This window comes from Rickettsia endosymbiont of Ceutorhynchus obstrictus (genome assembly GCF_964026565.1).
Classification (GTDB): domain Bacteria; phylum Pseudomonadota; class Alphaproteobacteria; order Rickettsiales; family Rickettsiaceae; genus Rickettsia.
In genome coordinates this window covers 373,112-389,189 of sequence record NZ_OZ032162.1, presented here as the reverse complement: position 1 = coordinate 389,189, position 16,078 = coordinate 373,112, and the positions used below count along the sequence as shown (strand labels likewise).

Below are 16,078 nucleotides of genomic sequence, written 5' to 3'. Positions count from 1 at the left end.
ATCTAAGATTCTTTAAAACCAAAAATCAACTAAATGGATTCCATCCAGCAAAATTACCGCTTATAGATATTTCATCAGATATTAGGTTTTCAGCTAAAATTTGAGACTCTTTCATGATCTCTAATATTTCCGGTTGTGTAATAGGAATATCGTTACTTTTATCAACGTTGTTTTCTTCAGAACTATTTTCGTATTTAACTGTTCTATTTAATCGTTCGTTTATTTTATCTCGCTCTTCTTTATTTTTAGAGATACATTCACGCAGGTTTTCTTTTTGAGTTTCTTCGGTAACTAATTGAATTTGTCTTTCATATACGTTTTTTAGACCATTATATGAATCTGCCATTGCAAAATTATTATCTTCATTATGTTGCTTCGCTAAAATAAATATTTTTTGTATAATTGCTAGATTTTCTTCCTCTTGAATAGGATCACTGTGAATTGTTACTTTGTTTTCATTCCAAATTTTAACCAACTCAGATTTTAATTCATTAAAACTAATTTTTTTATCGTATAATTTTAATAATATAGCTCCTAAATTATTATAAATTACAGCCACCTTTTTAGTGGATATTTGTTCTAATTCGCTTAAGTGACTTAGTATCCCAGGTAATTCGTTTGTCCCTATATACTGATTTAATATTTCTTGTAGATATTCTTGCTGTTTTACTTTATCATCAGTAAGCATAATTAGCTTCTCATAGCATTTTGCTAATTGCTCATTACATTCTATTTGATTATAAATATCCTTTGAGGTGAGTTCTTTATACTCTTTTACGCCAGGTTTATACTCACTTTTATATTTTGTTGGATCTATTTTTAGTATCTTATATAAGTTTATAACTTCCTCTAATTTCCTTATTGCTTCATTATAATTTTTATTGGTTATATCTTCTTCTACCTTTTCTCGATTTATTATCCCAAGCCCGCTTCTATAACTTAAATATCCTTCAAAAATCTCTAATTCCTTTCCTAGATATCCAGTAAAGGAATAACATTCTCTTCCGCACTTATATCACTTCGCTCGGTATCCTTCTTACCAATAAGATAATGTTGATATTGGTAATAATCATACCTTGCATGTACAGCATTGCTAATCCAGGCATCTAGCTTTCTATCAACATAGCTTTCTAAAAACTTAGGAATCAAACTATTATTTATATTAGCCTTTACACAAATACTCATTACTTCTTGGATTAATCTTTTATCTTCGATAGTAACCTGATCGATTTCTATATCTTGTAGTCCTAAAATTTGTTCCACCTTAATCAGTGCTTGCCATATATTAAGGTAAACATATTGCAAATATTCCATGCCGGCTATCGGTCCAGAAATTTTAGCTACATGAGCCGCATTATCTAAAACAACATTATCAGCTTCATCGATAATTAATGAACCAAATCCTCTGCTTCCTTTCGCCTCAGATAATTTAATTCGATCTTTTAAGTAATCAAATTCAAAGTTGCCTATAGTACCATACACTATATCGTGCTTGTAACAATCTCGAGTACCTTTCTCATGGCTATGGTCTGCATTATTATGAGCAACGCTAAGACCAAACAGAGAGTAAAAATCCTCTCTATCTCTTACAGCATCTTGTGCTAATACTTCATTGCTGGTTATAATATCTACAGTTTCTCCCTGTAACGCTTTTATTACAGCTATCAACGAAGTAAGCGTAGTCTTACCTTCACCAGTATTAACTTGACAAAATTTATTTAAAGCACCATTTTCTCTAAAAAATTCTAATGTAGATAAAATTTGTACCGGTCTTAATTCGTACCCAGTAGCAATTTTATTAGCTTTATTCATTAAAGCAATAACTAAATATATATCTAGATTTATACTTCCCTTTAGTTCTATTGCTTTATTGAATATCTGCTCTTTTGTATAATATTGGACATACCTATAGTAATCTTGTACCCTGCTATATTGCCCCTTAAGTAAGTCTTTAGCATTGTCAGCTAGAGCTATTTCACTTAGTAATTCGTTAATATTTCTCCCCAAATCTGCATTACTACTACTGCTTTTATCATTAATATCCTTGAGGCTTTTTACTCGAATTTGTGGACTCATTGTACTATCTTGAAAAACGTCTTTATAACGCTTTTTAAGTAACTCATATTTCTCATAAAGACCTTTGGTCAATTCTGTAACCATAATTTTACTTTTCCTATTAATTAAATCGTTGTTTACTATAAAGCCTTTCGTTAGGTGATCAGAGGCAGAGTAAATTTTTATTACAATTTTACCTCTAAAGGGGTCAATAGCTGATTACATTTAACAGTTTATCGTAACCTTACCTGATTTTAACTCTTCCGCCTTCCGCCGATGCTTTGACAAAATCCAATACTTCCGGCACTAGACTTTGATAAGGATAACAGCTTTCTTTTAATACATTTTGTAAGCTGTTTACAACTTCTTGACGCTCTACTAAACTTGCTATTGCCGGTTTTTTATTATCGAGTACTTATAATTTGAATATTTTTTCAATTCTAAAGAATTTTTTACACTATCGCAACTTTTAATTTGAAAACCTTATAAGTAAATGGTTAAACACCTCTTGCGAGAAAAATTGTAAATTGTAATGAACTATTGCCCCCCGCCCATCAGTTTTTAATTATAATATCTTCGGCTCTGTTGCAAATAGCAAAATCTTCTAATTTAATTAAAAAATTTCATCCTGAAGCCGCATGCTGTCATAAAAATTTATATAAATTTTAGTAGTATTTTGCTATTTGCAACAGAGCCAAATAAAGGATCCTTTGTTTTCGACGCTATAATTTAACAACCTCTAAACTAGATTATTTTGTTTATATCTTTTCTCAAATTTTATAATTCTGCCGCACTACTCAAAATAAATTATTAAATTGTTGAAAGAATAATTAACTATATGTGTAATAGTTGAAAATATATTAAATATTAGTTGAAAAACTAAATTTAATATATTAGTTTTTTAGCAATCATTGGTTTGATATTTTTAAAAGTAAATATTTTTAATTTTAAGCTCATTATAAACCTTATCTTTTAAGCATTCTAACCTAAAGTATAAAATTAATTACTTATAGGATATTTATGAAAGCACAATATACAGCTACTGCTACTACTTCTTTTAATTCTAAAGATAATTATCAAAATATTTTAAATAAAATAATAGAAAATGATCCTTCTTTTGTTCATTTAGACCTTAGGGAGTTACATTTAACACCGCAACAATTAGAGGAAATAGCTAGTAAAATACAAAATAATAATTTTATCGGTAATATAAATTGGGGAACAGTACCGCATTCTTCCGGTGAGCTAGTGCAAAAAATAGAAAGTAAAATAGTCTTAAATAATCAGAATATTGCACGTCTACTATGATAAATAAATGAACTTACTCGTCTTTGGTTATCCGATATACCATGATAATTGACCCATCCCTTAACTACTTTGATGACTTGCACTAATACCTGTGTTTTGTTTCGCTCGTTTAGTTTGCTTCTCAGGTATTCTTTCAGTCCTTTAAGTTTCTCAGTAAATCGATCTTTTCTTGTGGTATATTTTAGTCTCCATGTTGTGCCAAACCTTGATTTACCCCAGTAACAAGTAAATCCAAGAAAGTTATAACTTTCAATCTTCTTACCTTGTTTAGCTAAATTTTCAGCATGGTTTCTGCCGGATTTGATCATTTGCGATTTTGCCTCATTGATATTCAATCCGTACTTGTTTAGTCTTGTCGGTAAAACCTCATAAAACTTTCTTGCAGCTTCTTCATTCTCAAAAACAAATACCATATCATCACAATATCTCACCATACCTGCTTGTCCTCCTATGTTTTCTTTACTGATTTTTGCAAACCAGCTATCAATCACGTAATGTAAGAATATATTAGCTAAAATTGGTGAAACCATCGAACCTTGACGACAACCTTCTTTGTTAAGAGCTATAGTATTATTTTCTATAATCGGTGTTTCTATCAATTTCTTCATTAGCTTTAGAAATTTCTTATCTGATATTTTCTTGCTTAGAAACTCCATCAGCTCGTTATGTCCAATTGTATTAAAACACTTTGTTATATCAATTTCAACTATTGCTCCTTTATTAAAGTTATACGTAAGTCTATTTAATTCTCTTAGTGCATCATGGGCATTTAATTTAGGGCGGAACCCATAAGAACATTTTAGAAATATTGGTTCAAACACCGCATTTAATATCTTGCTTACTGCAGACTCGATTATCTTATCTTCAAAGCATGATATTACCAACGGTCTCTTGCCTCCATCTTCTTTTGAAATCATAGTAATTCTTGCAGGTTTAGTTCGGTATTGACCTCGACGGATTTTGGTAAGTAGTACAAGCAAATTTGCCTTTATATCCTTTCCATAAACTGCTTTAGTTATACCATCTATTCCTACAGCTTTCTTACTATCGAGTTCCTTATACTGTTCCTCTAACATCCCTAAGTCTATGATATCTCCAAGATTATTGAACTTTATCTCTTCATTTTGCGATGATAACAACTTTATACGCTCAAGTTTTGTTAACCATGTCTTTCCGTCTTTGCTGTGTACGGTCATTGTTTCCCTCTCACGTTCTTACTTTTCTGTCAGCCCTTCGCTCCACTCCTATTACGAAGTTTCATCACTACTACAACCGACTCAGCCATCCTCATACCATGTCCAAAGCCTTGTGTTTTAGCACTTGTGCTTCGGATACTTACCTGAGCTTTGTAACAGTAAAGCCTGGGTAAGAGTAATAAGGACATAACTACCTCGAGATTTTATATTTGCGATTGTAAACGGGAGTATGAAAACATTATCCCTTTCAACTATTCAAACGTCTCGAGAGTCAGGGCTAGAGTACCTTGATTCACACGGTCGTTAAAACCTACGCTCACACGGTATCTCACGCCCCTATCTTACCTCTGCTCATAAATAAGAGGTAAGTTCAACCCTCTTAATGCCAGTATAAACTTCTTTTATACTGACTTCAAAATTTGTTATATCATATTTTTAACTTACAACGCTCACTTTGTTTGTAAGCGCAATGGTCTACCATTTCTGCTTGTTCTGATTAATCTATCTTTTAGTGTTACTACATTAGACGAAAGCAATTTATTTAACTGTGGGAGTAAGCTTTTTTGTAGGCTTATCTTTTAATGGTAGATAATTTTCTGTTGAAATTACTTTTTTACCTGTTTTATGTTCTAAAGCTATTTTAGCTTTTTTAGCTATATCTCCTCCTATTTTGCTTGCTATCTTATTTTCTGTCATTCCCGTAGCGTCTCTAGTTTCTGCTATTTGTCGAGTAGATAATTCAGCAAGTGCAGTAAAAATTAATTCTGCTTCATTCATATGATCACGTAAGTTATGATTTTTTAAACCTTTTATATTTTTATGTTCTTTGACACTTATACCAGCCCATTCTTCATGAATAATATTAGTTAATATGGCAAATTCTTTCTCTTTTGTTATTTCATGACTTTTCCAGTAATCAGTCAATTTATTTCTAGTTTCCTGCCCCATCATGCGTTGCTGTATCCACTTATCACTACGACCATGTCGCTTCCAGTTATCTCTTGCTCTATCAATTGATTTTTCTGGATCAGCAATTTCTTGAATCCTTTCATAGCCGGTCTTAGCTAACCACAGTTTAAAGGGTTCTGCTTTTGGTGAAGGTATAGACTGAATAATACGCAAAAGTGCTTCTGTATTAGCACAATCTGTTTGACGCATTTTTCCATCAGGAGCTTTCAACTTGAAACCATTACAATTTGTAATGGTTTCATATCCATTTTCTTTCTTAATGCGATTTTTTAACACACGCCAATAGTTACCAGGATCTGCCGCACCCGTAAGTACACGAATCACATCGACTATAGCAAAAAACCAAGTTTTTGTTTTTTTGTCGTATATACGACGTATAGCATAATCTTCAAAAATTGCTAAATTAGCTCTATTACTAATCTCTTTATCGACCATAGTTTATTTTTATTAATGTTTAACTACTATTTTTTATAGTAAACATTCTACTATAAAATTGTTAAAAAATATAGAATTTATGCAAATAATGGCTACCTGAAAGTACTAGGTACCTAGCAGCAAAGAAAAACGGGGCGAGGGATTTCTTCCCTTATGCCAGAAATTTCGCATAATCTTTAGCGTTCTAATAGCAAATTTGCTATCAGTTATAGCAGTAGGATGGTACCCATCATTCCCACTAAGGGCTTTCAGATAATAAATGAAGTATATGCTTTTCCCTCTTCTGGAGGTGTCCTCTAGTCCAACCCAGGGGTACCTTCAATACTATTCCCACTTTTTTATATTTGTAGTTGGGGCGTAGCAGACAATTTCAGAACCGAATTGACAATGAAAATTATGATCGTGCAAATGTCTGACACTCTTACAAGTCAGCTATATTAGGAGTATATCCTATTTCTTAACCGAAAGTAATTTAATTAAATGCATGCATACACTTAAGCTTTCAAGCTCGTCTTTGGAAATAGTATATGGAATTTTAGCATAAATCAAAGTTTTTTGCTTCTTCTGATTTATCTTATTTTTGGGTAAAAATACATATAACCGATGAGCATGAGTAAGCTCAGTATTTAATCCCATGTCTAATTCTTTGTATAATCCAACAACATCTCCTATTGGATGAGATAAAAACTCTTTAATAGTATTATCTAATAATTCCTTAAATAAAAAATTTAATTCTTTATCCTCTTCTAATTCCTGTATTGAAATTATTTTTAGCTCTTCTAATTTATAATACAATTTAACACTTTCTAAAAAAGAATCAGAATATTTTTCTGAATCCTGAAACTCGAAATTTTTAACAAGACTAGCGTTCAGGAATTTTTTATCCATATAAAAACCCATTAATCTCATCTCTTTCTTCTCGAATTCCGTTAACTCTTTTTTATAACCCAATAATTGAATAATTAAGCTAATTATTGTAGCAAGAAAAGCAGCAAATAATACGGAATATACAATATTTGTTTGATTAAACATATTTTTTACTACTAGTAATATTTTAGCTTAGCCTAATAATTTATATATTCTAGCGTTTAGCTTATCTATATCTACTCCAGCTTCGAGGAAATTTACGCATGTGTACCGCCGCTAGCTAAACCTTTTACAGCATCTTTAACATTCTCGGCTATATCGCTAAAATAATATCCAGTGCGAGTGATTAAGCTAGGATCAGGATCAAGCCCGCTACGTACTGCTTCCGTATCTATCTTCTTTACGCTCACTGGACGCTTAGACAGATTACCGCTTAGCCTATCAAACGTATCCGCATGAATAACACTATCAAAACTGCCTTCCTCGTTATGTATTACCTTCGTTTGTGCTGTAATGTTACGGTTTAACGGATATCCGGTAATTTCACCAACCGCAATAGCTCCTTGCCCGATAGTTGCTGATATTTCTCGACGCTTATCTTTTAGCTGAACTTTAAGCGGTGCATGATCAAAGTTTATTTCTGTGGTATCTTCTTCCTCCTTGGCGAGGTGTTACGGAACGTTGTCGCTCTTATTCTTTCTTCGGCATTGACAATTAACACGCCTGTTATCTCTAGTGTATCCTTAACCGTAATATTTACTATTTGCTTACCGATTATATTCGCTATCTGATTTGTCCAAGCAGCTTTTTTATAACCGCTCTCACCGCCGCCGCCAAAGTTGTGTACGTTATATTCTTGATCAAAACCTATATGGACTCTTTCTAAAACTTACTCCGATATAAGTAATATTTTAAAATTTTACCATAAATTATAACCATTTTTGATATTTTCATCGTCAGCAAAGTCGTCGTAATCTTCGTATCCATCTACATCAAAATAGTTGAACTGTGCTAAACAATCGCTAAAATTATTGGCTTTATTATTTTTATCCATTATTTTAACCAACTCAGCTGCATCATCTATAATCTTTTGCCATTGCTGGTGACCGTAATAAGCTATATCAGGCTCTTCTCCACCTATTTCTTCATTACATAGATTATCAAAAAACTCACAAAATTTATTTACCATTTCTACTTCTTTTTCATTATACATGGTAAGCCCGATCTTAATTTGTGTAGTTTCTCCCAAAGCATTGGCATCATTTAAAAGCGTATTAATATAGGTAGAGGTCATATGTGTTCAATAACCTCCAGCACTAACGGTCGGGTTCATATATTTGATTATGAAATGGGACCTTCATTATGTGGAATAGTACCAACTAATTCAGATAATTGGAACGTATTAGATGCTATTAATGACATTAGGAACTTTAACATGAGTGGACAAATTGATCTTTCGGGGGTAGAAAGTATTATGTTAAAGACTTGTTTATTATCTTAAAGTACTAAATATTTAGAATATATAATTATATAAGAGGCTTATATGAAAAGAAAAAGCATAACAGATACCGAGCTAAAAGTTATTAGAGAGATTTTTGCTAATCATAGAAATAACATAGACAATGTCTTAGTAGGCATAAAAGAGGCAAAAACCTATTTGGAAGAAAATGTTGAAAAAAGCGGATTATATGAATTTGCTGTAAAAACAATGGAATCAACATTTTCTCTTCCAGAAGAAAATATAGTAGCACGACAATTATTTAGTGATCTTAATTGTCAATTAATTGGAGAGCATGATTAAGAATAAATAAGTTGTAAGTTTAACGTTTCTAAAATACTGTATACTAAATCAATTAATAGACACTTTTGTCTATTAATATAATTAAATCGATTTAATATACAGTATTTTAGGTACTTTTTGAGGTGTCTACGAATTTATAATTTAGTATACACTATAATAATCATTCAACGTCAGGATTACTTCCTGTTACAAAAACTTCTTCTTTTTCAGGAAGATTACATTGTTGGGAACTTGCTGGCAATAATACAGGTTGTAAACTTAATATATCAAAATGTGAATCCGTCAAGTCACCTGTTTGATGATTTTCTTGAGTTAATTTTTGTACTAATTTTTCATTTTCTAAAGCTTCTCTTGTTGTTGTAGTTGTGCTAACAACATCATCAGGAGCTTTAACCTCATTAAGATTTAAATTCCTAAAATTTGAAAGTTTTATATCATAAAAACAGTTAGTACTATTTTTAGTACTATTAATTTTCTCATATTTTTCTGAATATTCTTCTGGAGAAGAATACAACCATTTTACTGTTGTACTCAAAATTAGTTTATTACTTGAAAAATCTTTTATATCTATACTTAAATTGAGAAATTCTTCATTATATTCTTTTTTTATACCACCCGCCAATGTCACTGTACCATTAAATGCTAGTTCTGCATCAATTTTGTTAAAAGTTTTACATCCTTTTTTATCGGTATGTTTAGAAGCTGAAACACTTACAAACATATATGGAAAATTATTATTGTTCTTTATAGTTTCAAATATTGCATTATCTACATTGCAGAGTTCATTTTTTAATATATATAAAAAAGAGTCTTCCTTCTGTGAAGTCATTAAAGAATACAAATCTTTTTCACAATCACGACATATATTATTTTCAGAGTTAATAAAAAGATTAACAGCATATATTTTGAACTTTTGACCAGATGAGGAATCATAGTTAGGGTGTAATTTCTTTATCTTGCCTTTAAGACAAGATACCATATTTTTAATATATTCATTGTTACCTACCTCCCTATTCTGTAATAAGTCGATTAAGCGCTCCTCACTATGCCCTCTATATCCATTTTGCTCGTAAGTTTTAGACCTATTGTAATAATATTGCCCAATCCCAATAGTTTTATTTTCTTTAATAACATTATTATAACTTGCTGAGTTTTGACTACCTTCTTGTATTTTTTGCAAAATTCTATAATCCCCTATTATAGGAAAATCTATAAACATTCTGCCCCCCTTATATTCTTGTTTCTCATTTCCCATATTCTTAATATAAGTTTGTTTTGAAACAACAAACATTATATGAGCTACTAAGTGATTAGCATCTGGATAGGATGAATCTTCTACATTTTTCAACATAATTGAATTAGATTCAGCTAATTTACAGTGTATTGCAGTAAAAGGAATATGAATTGTTTTTTCTGGACTTTTTCCAGGAAAAACAAAATCGTCTTCAGGCCTTTCTATTGTTTCTATAATACCTGGCTTACCCCAAACAATATTACACCAACTCTTTTTTTCTTTTAACAATTTTTCTATATCGTCTTTTCTCTTTTTTTCTTTCATGTTTACCTTTAAAAATTGTGTTTAATTGAGTTTACTATATAAATCAAAATTAATTATTTCAACTTAAAATGGTAATTGTATATATTAAGTATATTACTTACGTATATAAAAAGGATTATTTTAATGACCCTTTTTACAACGTAACCCCAAATTACAAGATTTTAGTATCTTAGAAAAACGATCCTTTTAGCTGGGTAACTATCGTATACTTATTAAGGTTTAATTTGGACGTTTATAGTATGATTTAACTCTAAATATGGTTTTCATCGGACAAAGCTAAATTATGACTAAGTTACGTGAGATTTTAATATATTTGTAACCAAATATTACTTTTTTTATTTAGTCAGAAGCTTTATGCCTCTCTCCCAACACTATTTTTGTTAATTTTACTTGATTCTGTAAGTTGTTCTACCCATGTTTTTGAAGGTTTAGTTTGTTTTACTGAAGGATTACTATCTATTTGTTGTGATATTGAGTTACCAATATTTAAAGCTGTTTGTTTTATTTCTTTTGGTAATATCTCAATAGATGTTCCTGTTTCTGTCTGCTTATCAATAATGCTTTCCTCTTTTTGTAATTTTCTAGGTATTTTATCGAAACCAATAATGTTGTTGTTTTGTTTAGTAATTTCTAAGGCGTTTTCTAGATTAGCTACGTGGCTGGAGCCGACACTCGCAACTATATTATACCCTTTACTGCGAACTTCACTAATTACTTCAGTCATATATTGTTCACGATTTTCCTTATACAAAGCAGAACCTTTTGTATGCTCTAAATTCCTACCTTCTAAACTAATTACCTTAATCCCTTTTTCTTTAGCTACTTTATATAAAAGCGCATCTTGGAATATAGGAGTATTCTCTAACTCTTCAGGTAGTTTTAAAGGATTATCAGGATTTTTTTCGTTATGTTCTAGTATATTAGCTATTTTAATTACGTCCTTCATACCCAGATTTTCGCCATATTGCTTACGCTCAATAGCTATTACCGTATTTTTATCAATTGTACCTGCTTGAATTTCTGCAATTAAAGCTTTATTGTTATTATTATGGTCGGTTAAATGATTATGCTCCGGTCTAATTTCTACGGAACCGGTCTTTTCGGTTTCTGCAGATTTTTTTTGCATCAATTGCTTTAAAATTGATATTTGCCGTAATTACTGCTTCCCTATCAAGTTTATTCAGTAGCTCTTGATTATCATTTACGGCAGCAAAACGTTCTGTTAAATTATATTTACCATTTTCTTCACGCTCTTCTTGTAATAGTATGTTTATAAGTTTTTCTTTTTCAGAGCGTTTAAGATGTTCATCATCAGATTTGAATTTTTTACTTGGTGGTTCAGTAGCTTCAGGTTCAGATAACTGTTGTTCTTGGGTTTGCGTTTGAGTAATTAAAGAGCTTTGTTTTTGTTGTAAATTATATATCAATTCACTTATATCAAAATCACTACGATTTAATAACTGTGTAACTAATGATTCCGTAAAACAATTTTCTATATTATTCTTATTTACTTCGGTAAGTTTTGTTTGTAATTGTGTATTGTTCTCACGCTGTTGTTCAATGATATTATCTTGTTCTTTTATCTGGGTGTGGAATTTTTGTTTTTCCTCAGTAAACTCTTTTGACAGTATTGTATTCTTTTCTACCTGAGCATTAAGATTATTTTCTGTTTCGGTAAGTTTTGTTTGTAATTTCTCTTTATTCACACGTTCGTGTTCAACGGTGCTATCTAGTTCTTTTATCTGGGTATGGAATTTTTGTTTTTCCTCAGTAAACTCTTTTGACAGTATTGTATTCTTTTCTATCTGAGTATTAAGATTATTTTCTGTTTCAGTAAGTTTTGTTTGTAATTTCTCTTTGTTCGTACGTTCTTGTTCAACGGTGCTATCTAGTTCTTTTATCTGGGTATGGAATTTTTGTTTTTCCTCAGTAAACTCTTTTGACAGTATTGTATTATTTTCTATCTGAGTATTAAGATCATTTTCTGTTTCAGTAAGTTTCGTTTGTAATTTCTCTTTGTGCGCACGTTCGTGTTCAATAATGCTATCTCGTTCTTTTATCTGCGTACTAAGTTCTGTATTTTGCTGCTGAATGTCACTAAGCTGGTCTTGTAAGCCTTGATTTGCTTGCTGTAAATTATCTCGTGTCTGGGTAAGGTTTATTACCTCATCGTTTAATCTTCTCTCTTCTTGAATGTAATATCTAACAGCTCCAATTGGTAGACCAATTAATTGGCCTGGTTGACTATTTTGTTGTATTATGGCTCTTCTAAAAAACTCACGCTCATTTCCGTGTATATTTGGAGAAGGATTATACAATCCCGGAGGAGCGTTTTCAGGATAATCGGCAGTTCTGTGTACAATTATTTTTTGTTCATCAGGTCTGCGAGTTTCTAAGATATTAAACTCTAGACAACAACAAGCACAACACCCTACCTGCCTATTACCATCACTTTTTGCTAAACCTGTGTAAAATTCTTGACCTTGTGCCGGTATATGAGTGGTTATATAATGTACACCTTTTGCTTCTACATGTACTCCATTATAATTATTCTGATATGGAACTATTCTTAAGGTTTTAGCTGAAACATTAAGGTTCTGAATACAATTTAATTCCTCTTCATTTAGAAAATCATCAAAATGCTCCTGAACAAATCGGTTTATAAAATTACGACGTTCAGTAGAAATACCATGGCCAGTGAAATCCTGAAGATTATGATGTCTATCAACTAATTCATTAAGATAGCCAATATCTCTATCTGAATAAGCATCCGAATTTTCAGTCAATTCATTTCTTATAATACTCTTTAAAATTTCATTGTCAGCATCGCACGCACGTAATAGTAGTTGTTTTTTTCTACGAATCAATTCATCTGCATTTCCATTTCTAGCATTCAGTACCGCCTGAAGATCATTGCGTAAATTTTGAACCTCAGGCTGCGCCATACTATTGTTATTATCGTTAACGCTATGCTCAGGAAAACTAATATATAGATCATCACTATTATTTCTAGATTCAATAATTGCCGTATAAGGAATTTCAGAAAATATTCTTGCGAAAGCATCTAATTGTTGTGTATGGTCAGTAATTTCTTGACCATATGTTCCTCTCGCACCTCGAGGATCTGTACGACCTGCAGGATTTGCAGGATTTTCGGGATGAACACCATAATGCTGATATTTGCTCATGTAATTTTCTCTTAGTTATTTTTAAGAAGCTATGCTGTGAAATCAAAATTTTCTTCAATATCATTTACACCTATTAAATCCGCTAATTTTTCTAATGATTTCTCAGTATACAGCGGGGCTAGAAATTTCTTAAAACAATTAATCGGATCCATATTATTAGGAGGATTACGAGTTATTGACGATATATGATTATAATTCGATCCTGTTAGGTTAACTTTTTCTATAGTTCCAGATATGCTTTCTATATATTTTGCCATTAAATTCAGAACTTCTTTATTTTTCGAGTAAATAGTGACAGAGATAGGACTGAGATTCATTAAGTTAACATTAGTTAATATATTACTTTCGTGAGGTAAACTAAGAATATGCTTTATCAATAAGGTATCTTCCGCTGGGATAGCACGACTAAGCAATAAACTATAAACATCATCTTTAGTTGATACATTATCTTGTCTATGTGCCTCTACATAATCTTGGATAAATTTTTCCTCTGCTTCTTCTCCTTTAACATATTCTTCTTTAAACTTATTTATATCATCTATAATCATTCGAGTATTAAGTTTTTTTAATTCCATTGTTGTATCTCCTTCTACTAAATTAGTTGGATTTGTATCAATATCTGAATTATCGCTGTCAAAATCATTGAAAACTAATAAATCATTGTTATTAATCTTTTGTTTCTTACCTTTATTGCTATTATAATTTGGTAAAGTTGTTTGTTCCAAAGGACGTTTTAAATCTTCTCTCATATATTAAACTCTTATCTTAATGTTAATTTTATAATATTTTTCTAAATCATTATTATTGGTTTAGGATTACTAATAAATTACTAAATTTTTAACTTTTTTTCAAGTTATGTTTTATTTTTACAACATAATACTAATAATTTCTCCTAATTACCTTCAAATAATTTATTGAGTATATTTTGAGAATTGTATGAAAATTTTAATTTTGTAATGTATAAGAAATATGTTTCAGGTAGCAATACTGTTAAAAATTGATTTTTCATGATAAGACTCCCCGTTGAGTACTAACAAGCCAGGTATAACTATAAATATTGCTACTATTACAATTTATAATTAATCATAATGTAACAACAAAAATAATAATTTATCCTGACTTCATACTTTACTAGGAAGCTAAGCTAGATGAGTATTTAGTTTGAAAATAAATCATGGATTATTTAAATAAGTTAACATTCAAATTAAATATTTTCAAATGTAATATAAATAAAAAGTAATATAATTTAACAAACTGTAACTTTTTTAGTTACTTGATATTTAACAACTGTGATTATGAAGGTGATTAGATATTTTGAGATTTATTTTGGACGGTTATTGTATAATTTTTAATTAAAAATAGAATTTTTATAGAAAATGCTAATATAATTTTTCATTTTTTGAAAATTTAGCAGATTATAAAGTAATCGTATAACTATAATTATGCGATGTGTTAATAATAAACTTATCGTATAATTTATCACTTGCAGAAATAAATAGCACTTTAGCCTTTTAGACATTTCCAATAACTAAACATTCTCTTGCGGTATCTATTACTTCCTTAGATATATAAGATTGTTTATTTAACTTCATAATTCTTATACTCTGTTTGAGTAATCTATTTATCAGCCTAAAATTTCCCTGTGTAATACGGCTTATAACAGATATAGCTTCGTTATCTGTAAAATCGTTCTCATCAACTCTTATATCTAACGTCTTACAATGCTTTTTAATTATAAATCCTATTTCTTCTCGACTTAGAGGATTGAAAATGTGCATAAACCCAACACGTGAGTATAATTGTAGAAAACGTGCTAGTTTTTCTTCTATACTAGGCATTCCTATTAAGATTAGCGCTACCTTGTTGTTTTCATAATAAAATGGGCATAATCTATCATATATATATCTTACTTCTTCTAGGCTTTTTGATTGAAGTCTATCAGCTTCATCTACGATAATAATTTTTATGTGAATATGTTCTATTATTATGTATAGCTTTATCTTTTAGATCATTAAAAGCAAAAATTAAATCATATAGTTCATTTCTTAGACGTACAGATGTATTATAAACTTCAGATGTAATATATAATATTAAAGGCTTATTTGATTGCTGCAGTACTTTAAAGCAATTATATTCTGGTTGAGTAAGGTTTTTTTCATTTTATTTTCTCCTATTTTTAGGTATTTTCTTTAGTGTTTATTAACTTTATCAGGAAAGCGATCTACTACCAGATTTAAAATAATATTGTGTTCAAGAAAAGCTTTTGCCCCGGCAAGCATTATAGTAAAACCTTCCGTTGAAGAGAGGGCTTGCTCTATTATCTCATCACCGTCGCCGATAAATCCTGTATTTGTAACACTAACAAAAGTTTCGTCAATTGCTAGAGAAGTAAACTGCCACTCTACCAATGTAGTCTTATATAAGCTCCACTCAATAACTATTCTCTTATTTTTTTCAATCTCTTTGACGTTAACTTGTACGGAATGACCGTACATCTCCCAATCCCACCGAATTTGTTTACCTACTTGTAATCTATCACTACCTTTAGTAAACCAGAATTTGGCTGTAATAGCGGGATTCACAAAAGCTTCAAATACTTCTTCAACCGATTTGCGAATAAGCATTTCTGCCTTGGCAGAAGGAGCTTGTTTAATACACAAAAACGGTTGAGCTGTATGTTTATCCTTATTATTTCTCATTG

General features: G+C 30.7%; 15 protein-coding genes and 1 pseudogene. 2 read left to right on the top strand and 14 right to left on the bottom strand.

Features of this window, described 5'->3' with window-relative positions; translation table 11 throughout:
• Positions 1-25: 25 nt before the first annotated feature.
• Both AAGD64_RS02355 and AAGD64_RS02350 read right to left on the bottom strand, forming a co-directional pair.
• On the bottom strand, positions 26-688 hold the full coding sequence (locus AAGD64_RS02355; protein WP_341793711.1) for a hypothetical protein: 663 nt from the start codon (positions 686-688) through the stop codon (positions 26-28).
• Between the two features lie 284 nt (positions 689-972).
• A complete protein-coding gene (locus AAGD64_RS02350; protein WP_341793710.1) occupies positions 973-2,160 on the bottom strand; it encodes a DEAD/DEAH box helicase in 1,188 nt (395 codons plus the stop codon).
• Positions 2,161-3,075: 915 nt separating this feature from the next.
• On the opposite strand from AAGD64_RS02350, the gene AAGD64_RS02345 reads away from it, so the two are divergent.
• A complete protein-coding gene (locus AAGD64_RS02345) occupies positions 3,076-3,363 on the top strand; it encodes a hypothetical protein (RefSeq protein WP_341793709.1) in 288 nt (95 codons plus the stop codon).
• Here AAGD64_RS02345 and AAGD64_RS02340 read toward each other — a convergent pair.
• The 5 genes from AAGD64_RS02340 to AAGD64_RS02320 all read right to left on the bottom strand — a co-directional run bounded on the left by AAGD64_RS02340 (position 3,339) and on the right by AAGD64_RS02320 (position 8,124).
• Positions 3,339-4,559: a reverse transcriptase domain-containing protein gene (locus AAGD64_RS02340; RefSeq protein ID WP_341793708.1), complete on the bottom strand. Its 1,221-nt coding sequence runs from the start codon at positions 4,557-4,559 to the stop codon at positions 3,339-3,341. The two genes, AAGD64_RS02345 and AAGD64_RS02340, sit on opposite strands and share 25 nt — an antisense overlap.
• A gap of 537 nt (positions 4,560-5,096) precedes the next feature.
• Positions 5,097-5,963, bottom strand: coding sequence for a Bro-N domain-containing protein (locus AAGD64_RS02335; RefSeq protein WP_341793707.1), 867 nt, complete (start codon positions 5,961-5,963; stop codon positions 5,097-5,099).
• A gap of 450 nt (positions 5,964-6,413) precedes the next feature.
• Positions 6,414-6,995 carry a hypothetical protein gene (locus AAGD64_RS02330; protein WP_341793706.1) on the bottom strand — a complete coding sequence of 194 codons (582 nt, stop codon included), beginning with the start codon at positions 6,993-6,995 and terminating at the stop codon, positions 6,414-6,416.
• 92 nt (positions 6,996-7,087) lie between these two features.
• A complete protein-coding gene (locus tag AAGD64_RS02325) occupies positions 7,088-7,240 on the bottom strand; it encodes a hypothetical protein (RefSeq protein ID WP_341793705.1) in 153 nt (50 codons plus the stop codon).
• A 509-nt stretch (positions 7,241-7,749) separates the two neighbouring features.
• Positions 7,750-8,124: a hypothetical protein gene (locus AAGD64_RS02320; protein ID WP_341793704.1), complete on the bottom strand. Its 375-nt coding sequence runs from the start codon at positions 8,122-8,124 to the stop codon at positions 7,750-7,752.
• Between the two features lie 249 nt (positions 8,125-8,373).
• Between AAGD64_RS02320 and AAGD64_RS02315 the strand changes: the two genes are divergently transcribed.
• A complete protein-coding gene (locus AAGD64_RS02315; RefSeq protein WP_341793703.1) occupies positions 8,374-8,631 on the top strand; it encodes a hypothetical protein in 258 nt (85 codons plus the stop codon).
• A gap of 160 nt (positions 8,632-8,791) precedes the next feature.
• On the opposite strand, the gene AAGD64_RS02310 is transcribed toward AAGD64_RS02315, so the two are convergent.
• The 7 genes and pseudogenes from AAGD64_RS02310 to AAGD64_RS02285 all read right to left on the bottom strand — a co-directional run bounded on the left by AAGD64_RS02310 (position 8,792) and on the right by AAGD64_RS02285 (position 16,076).
• A complete protein-coding gene (locus AAGD64_RS02310; protein WP_341793702.1) occupies positions 8,792-10,189 on the bottom strand; it encodes a hypothetical protein in 1,398 nt (465 codons plus the stop codon).
• A gap of 352 nt (positions 10,190-10,541) precedes the next feature.
• Positions 10,542-11,315, bottom strand: a complete 774-nt coding sequence (locus AAGD64_RS02305) for a hypothetical protein (protein ID WP_341793701.1) — start codon at positions 11,313-11,315, stop codon at positions 10,542-10,544.
• Positions 11,266-13,377, bottom strand: a complete 2,112-nt coding sequence (locus AAGD64_RS02300; protein WP_341793700.1) for a hypothetical protein — start codon at positions 13,375-13,377, stop codon at positions 11,266-11,268. The genes AAGD64_RS02305 and AAGD64_RS02300 overlap by 50 nt, the downstream gene beginning before the upstream one ends.
• A 29-nt stretch (positions 13,378-13,406) precedes the next feature.
• Positions 13,407-14,126, bottom strand: coding sequence for a hypothetical protein (locus AAGD64_RS02295; protein ID WP_341793699.1), 720 nt, complete (start codon positions 14,124-14,126; stop codon positions 13,407-13,409).
• A gap of 762 nt (positions 14,127-14,888) precedes the next feature.
• Complete coding sequence (locus AAGD64_RS02290; protein WP_341793698.1) at positions 14,889-15,215, bottom strand: hypothetical protein; 327 nt, start codon at positions 15,213-15,215, stop codon at positions 14,889-14,891.
• A 36-nt stretch (positions 15,216-15,251) separates the two neighbouring features.
• Positions 15,252-15,332 (bottom strand): annotated as a pseudogene (locus tag AAGD64_RS10565) (hypothetical protein); the annotation flags it as partial.
• Positions 15,333-15,566: 234 nt separating this feature from the next.
• Positions 15,567-16,076: an SRPBCC family protein gene (locus AAGD64_RS02285; RefSeq protein WP_341793697.1), complete on the bottom strand. Its 510-nt coding sequence runs from the start codon at positions 16,074-16,076 to the stop codon at positions 15,567-15,569.
• Positions 16,077-16,078: the final 2 nt, after the last annotated feature.

Coding starts and splice junctions, on each gene's coding strand:
- AAGD64_RS02330 (WP_341793706.1), bottom strand. CDS start 6,995: ATGTTTAATCAAACAAATATTGTATATTCCGTATTATTTGCTGCTTTT.
- AAGD64_RS02355 (WP_341793711.1), bottom strand. CDS start 688: ATGCTTACTGATGATAAAGTAAAACAGCAAGAATATCTACAAGAAATA.
- AAGD64_RS02295 (WP_341793699.1), bottom strand. CDS start 14,126: ATGAGAGAAGATTTAAAACGTCCTTTGGAACAAACAACTTTACCAAAT.
- AAGD64_RS02290 (WP_341793698.1), bottom strand. CDS start 15,215: ATGCCTAGTATAGAAGAAAAACTAGCACGTTTTCTACAATTATACTCA.
- AAGD64_RS02285 (WP_341793697.1), bottom strand. CDS start 16,076: ATGAGAAATAATAAGGATAAACATACAGCTCAACCGTTTTTGTGTATT.
- AAGD64_RS02350 (WP_341793710.1), bottom strand. CDS start 2,160: ATGGTTACAGAATTGACCAAAGGTCTTTATGAGAAATATGAGTTACTT.
- AAGD64_RS02315 (WP_341793703.1), top strand. CDS start 8,374: ATGAAAAGAAAAAGCATAACAGATACCGAGCTAAAAGTTATTAGAGAG.
- AAGD64_RS02340 (WP_341793708.1), bottom strand. CDS start 4,559: ATGACCGTACACAGCAAAGACGGAAAGACATGGTTAACAAAACTTGAG.
- AAGD64_RS02335 (WP_341793707.1), bottom strand. CDS start 5,963: ATGGTCGATAAAGAGATTAGTAATAGAGCTAATTTAGCAATTTTTGAA.
- AAGD64_RS02310 (WP_341793702.1), bottom strand. CDS start 10,189: ATGAAAGAAAAAAAGAGAAAAGACGATATAGAAAAATTGTTAAAAGAA.
- AAGD64_RS02320 (WP_341793704.1), bottom strand. CDS start 8,124: ATGACCTCTACCTATATTAATACGCTTTTAAATGATGCCAATGCTTTG.
- AAGD64_RS02305 (WP_341793701.1), bottom strand. CDS start 11,315: ATGCAAAAAAAATCTGCAGAAACCGAAAAGACCGGTTCCGTAGAAATT.
- AAGD64_RS02300 (WP_341793700.1), bottom strand. CDS start 13,377: ATGAGCAAATATCAGCATTATGGTGTTCATCCCGAAAATCCTGCAAAT.
- AAGD64_RS02345 (WP_341793709.1), top strand. CDS start 3,076: ATGAAAGCACAATATACAGCTACTGCTACTACTTCTTTTAATTCTAAA.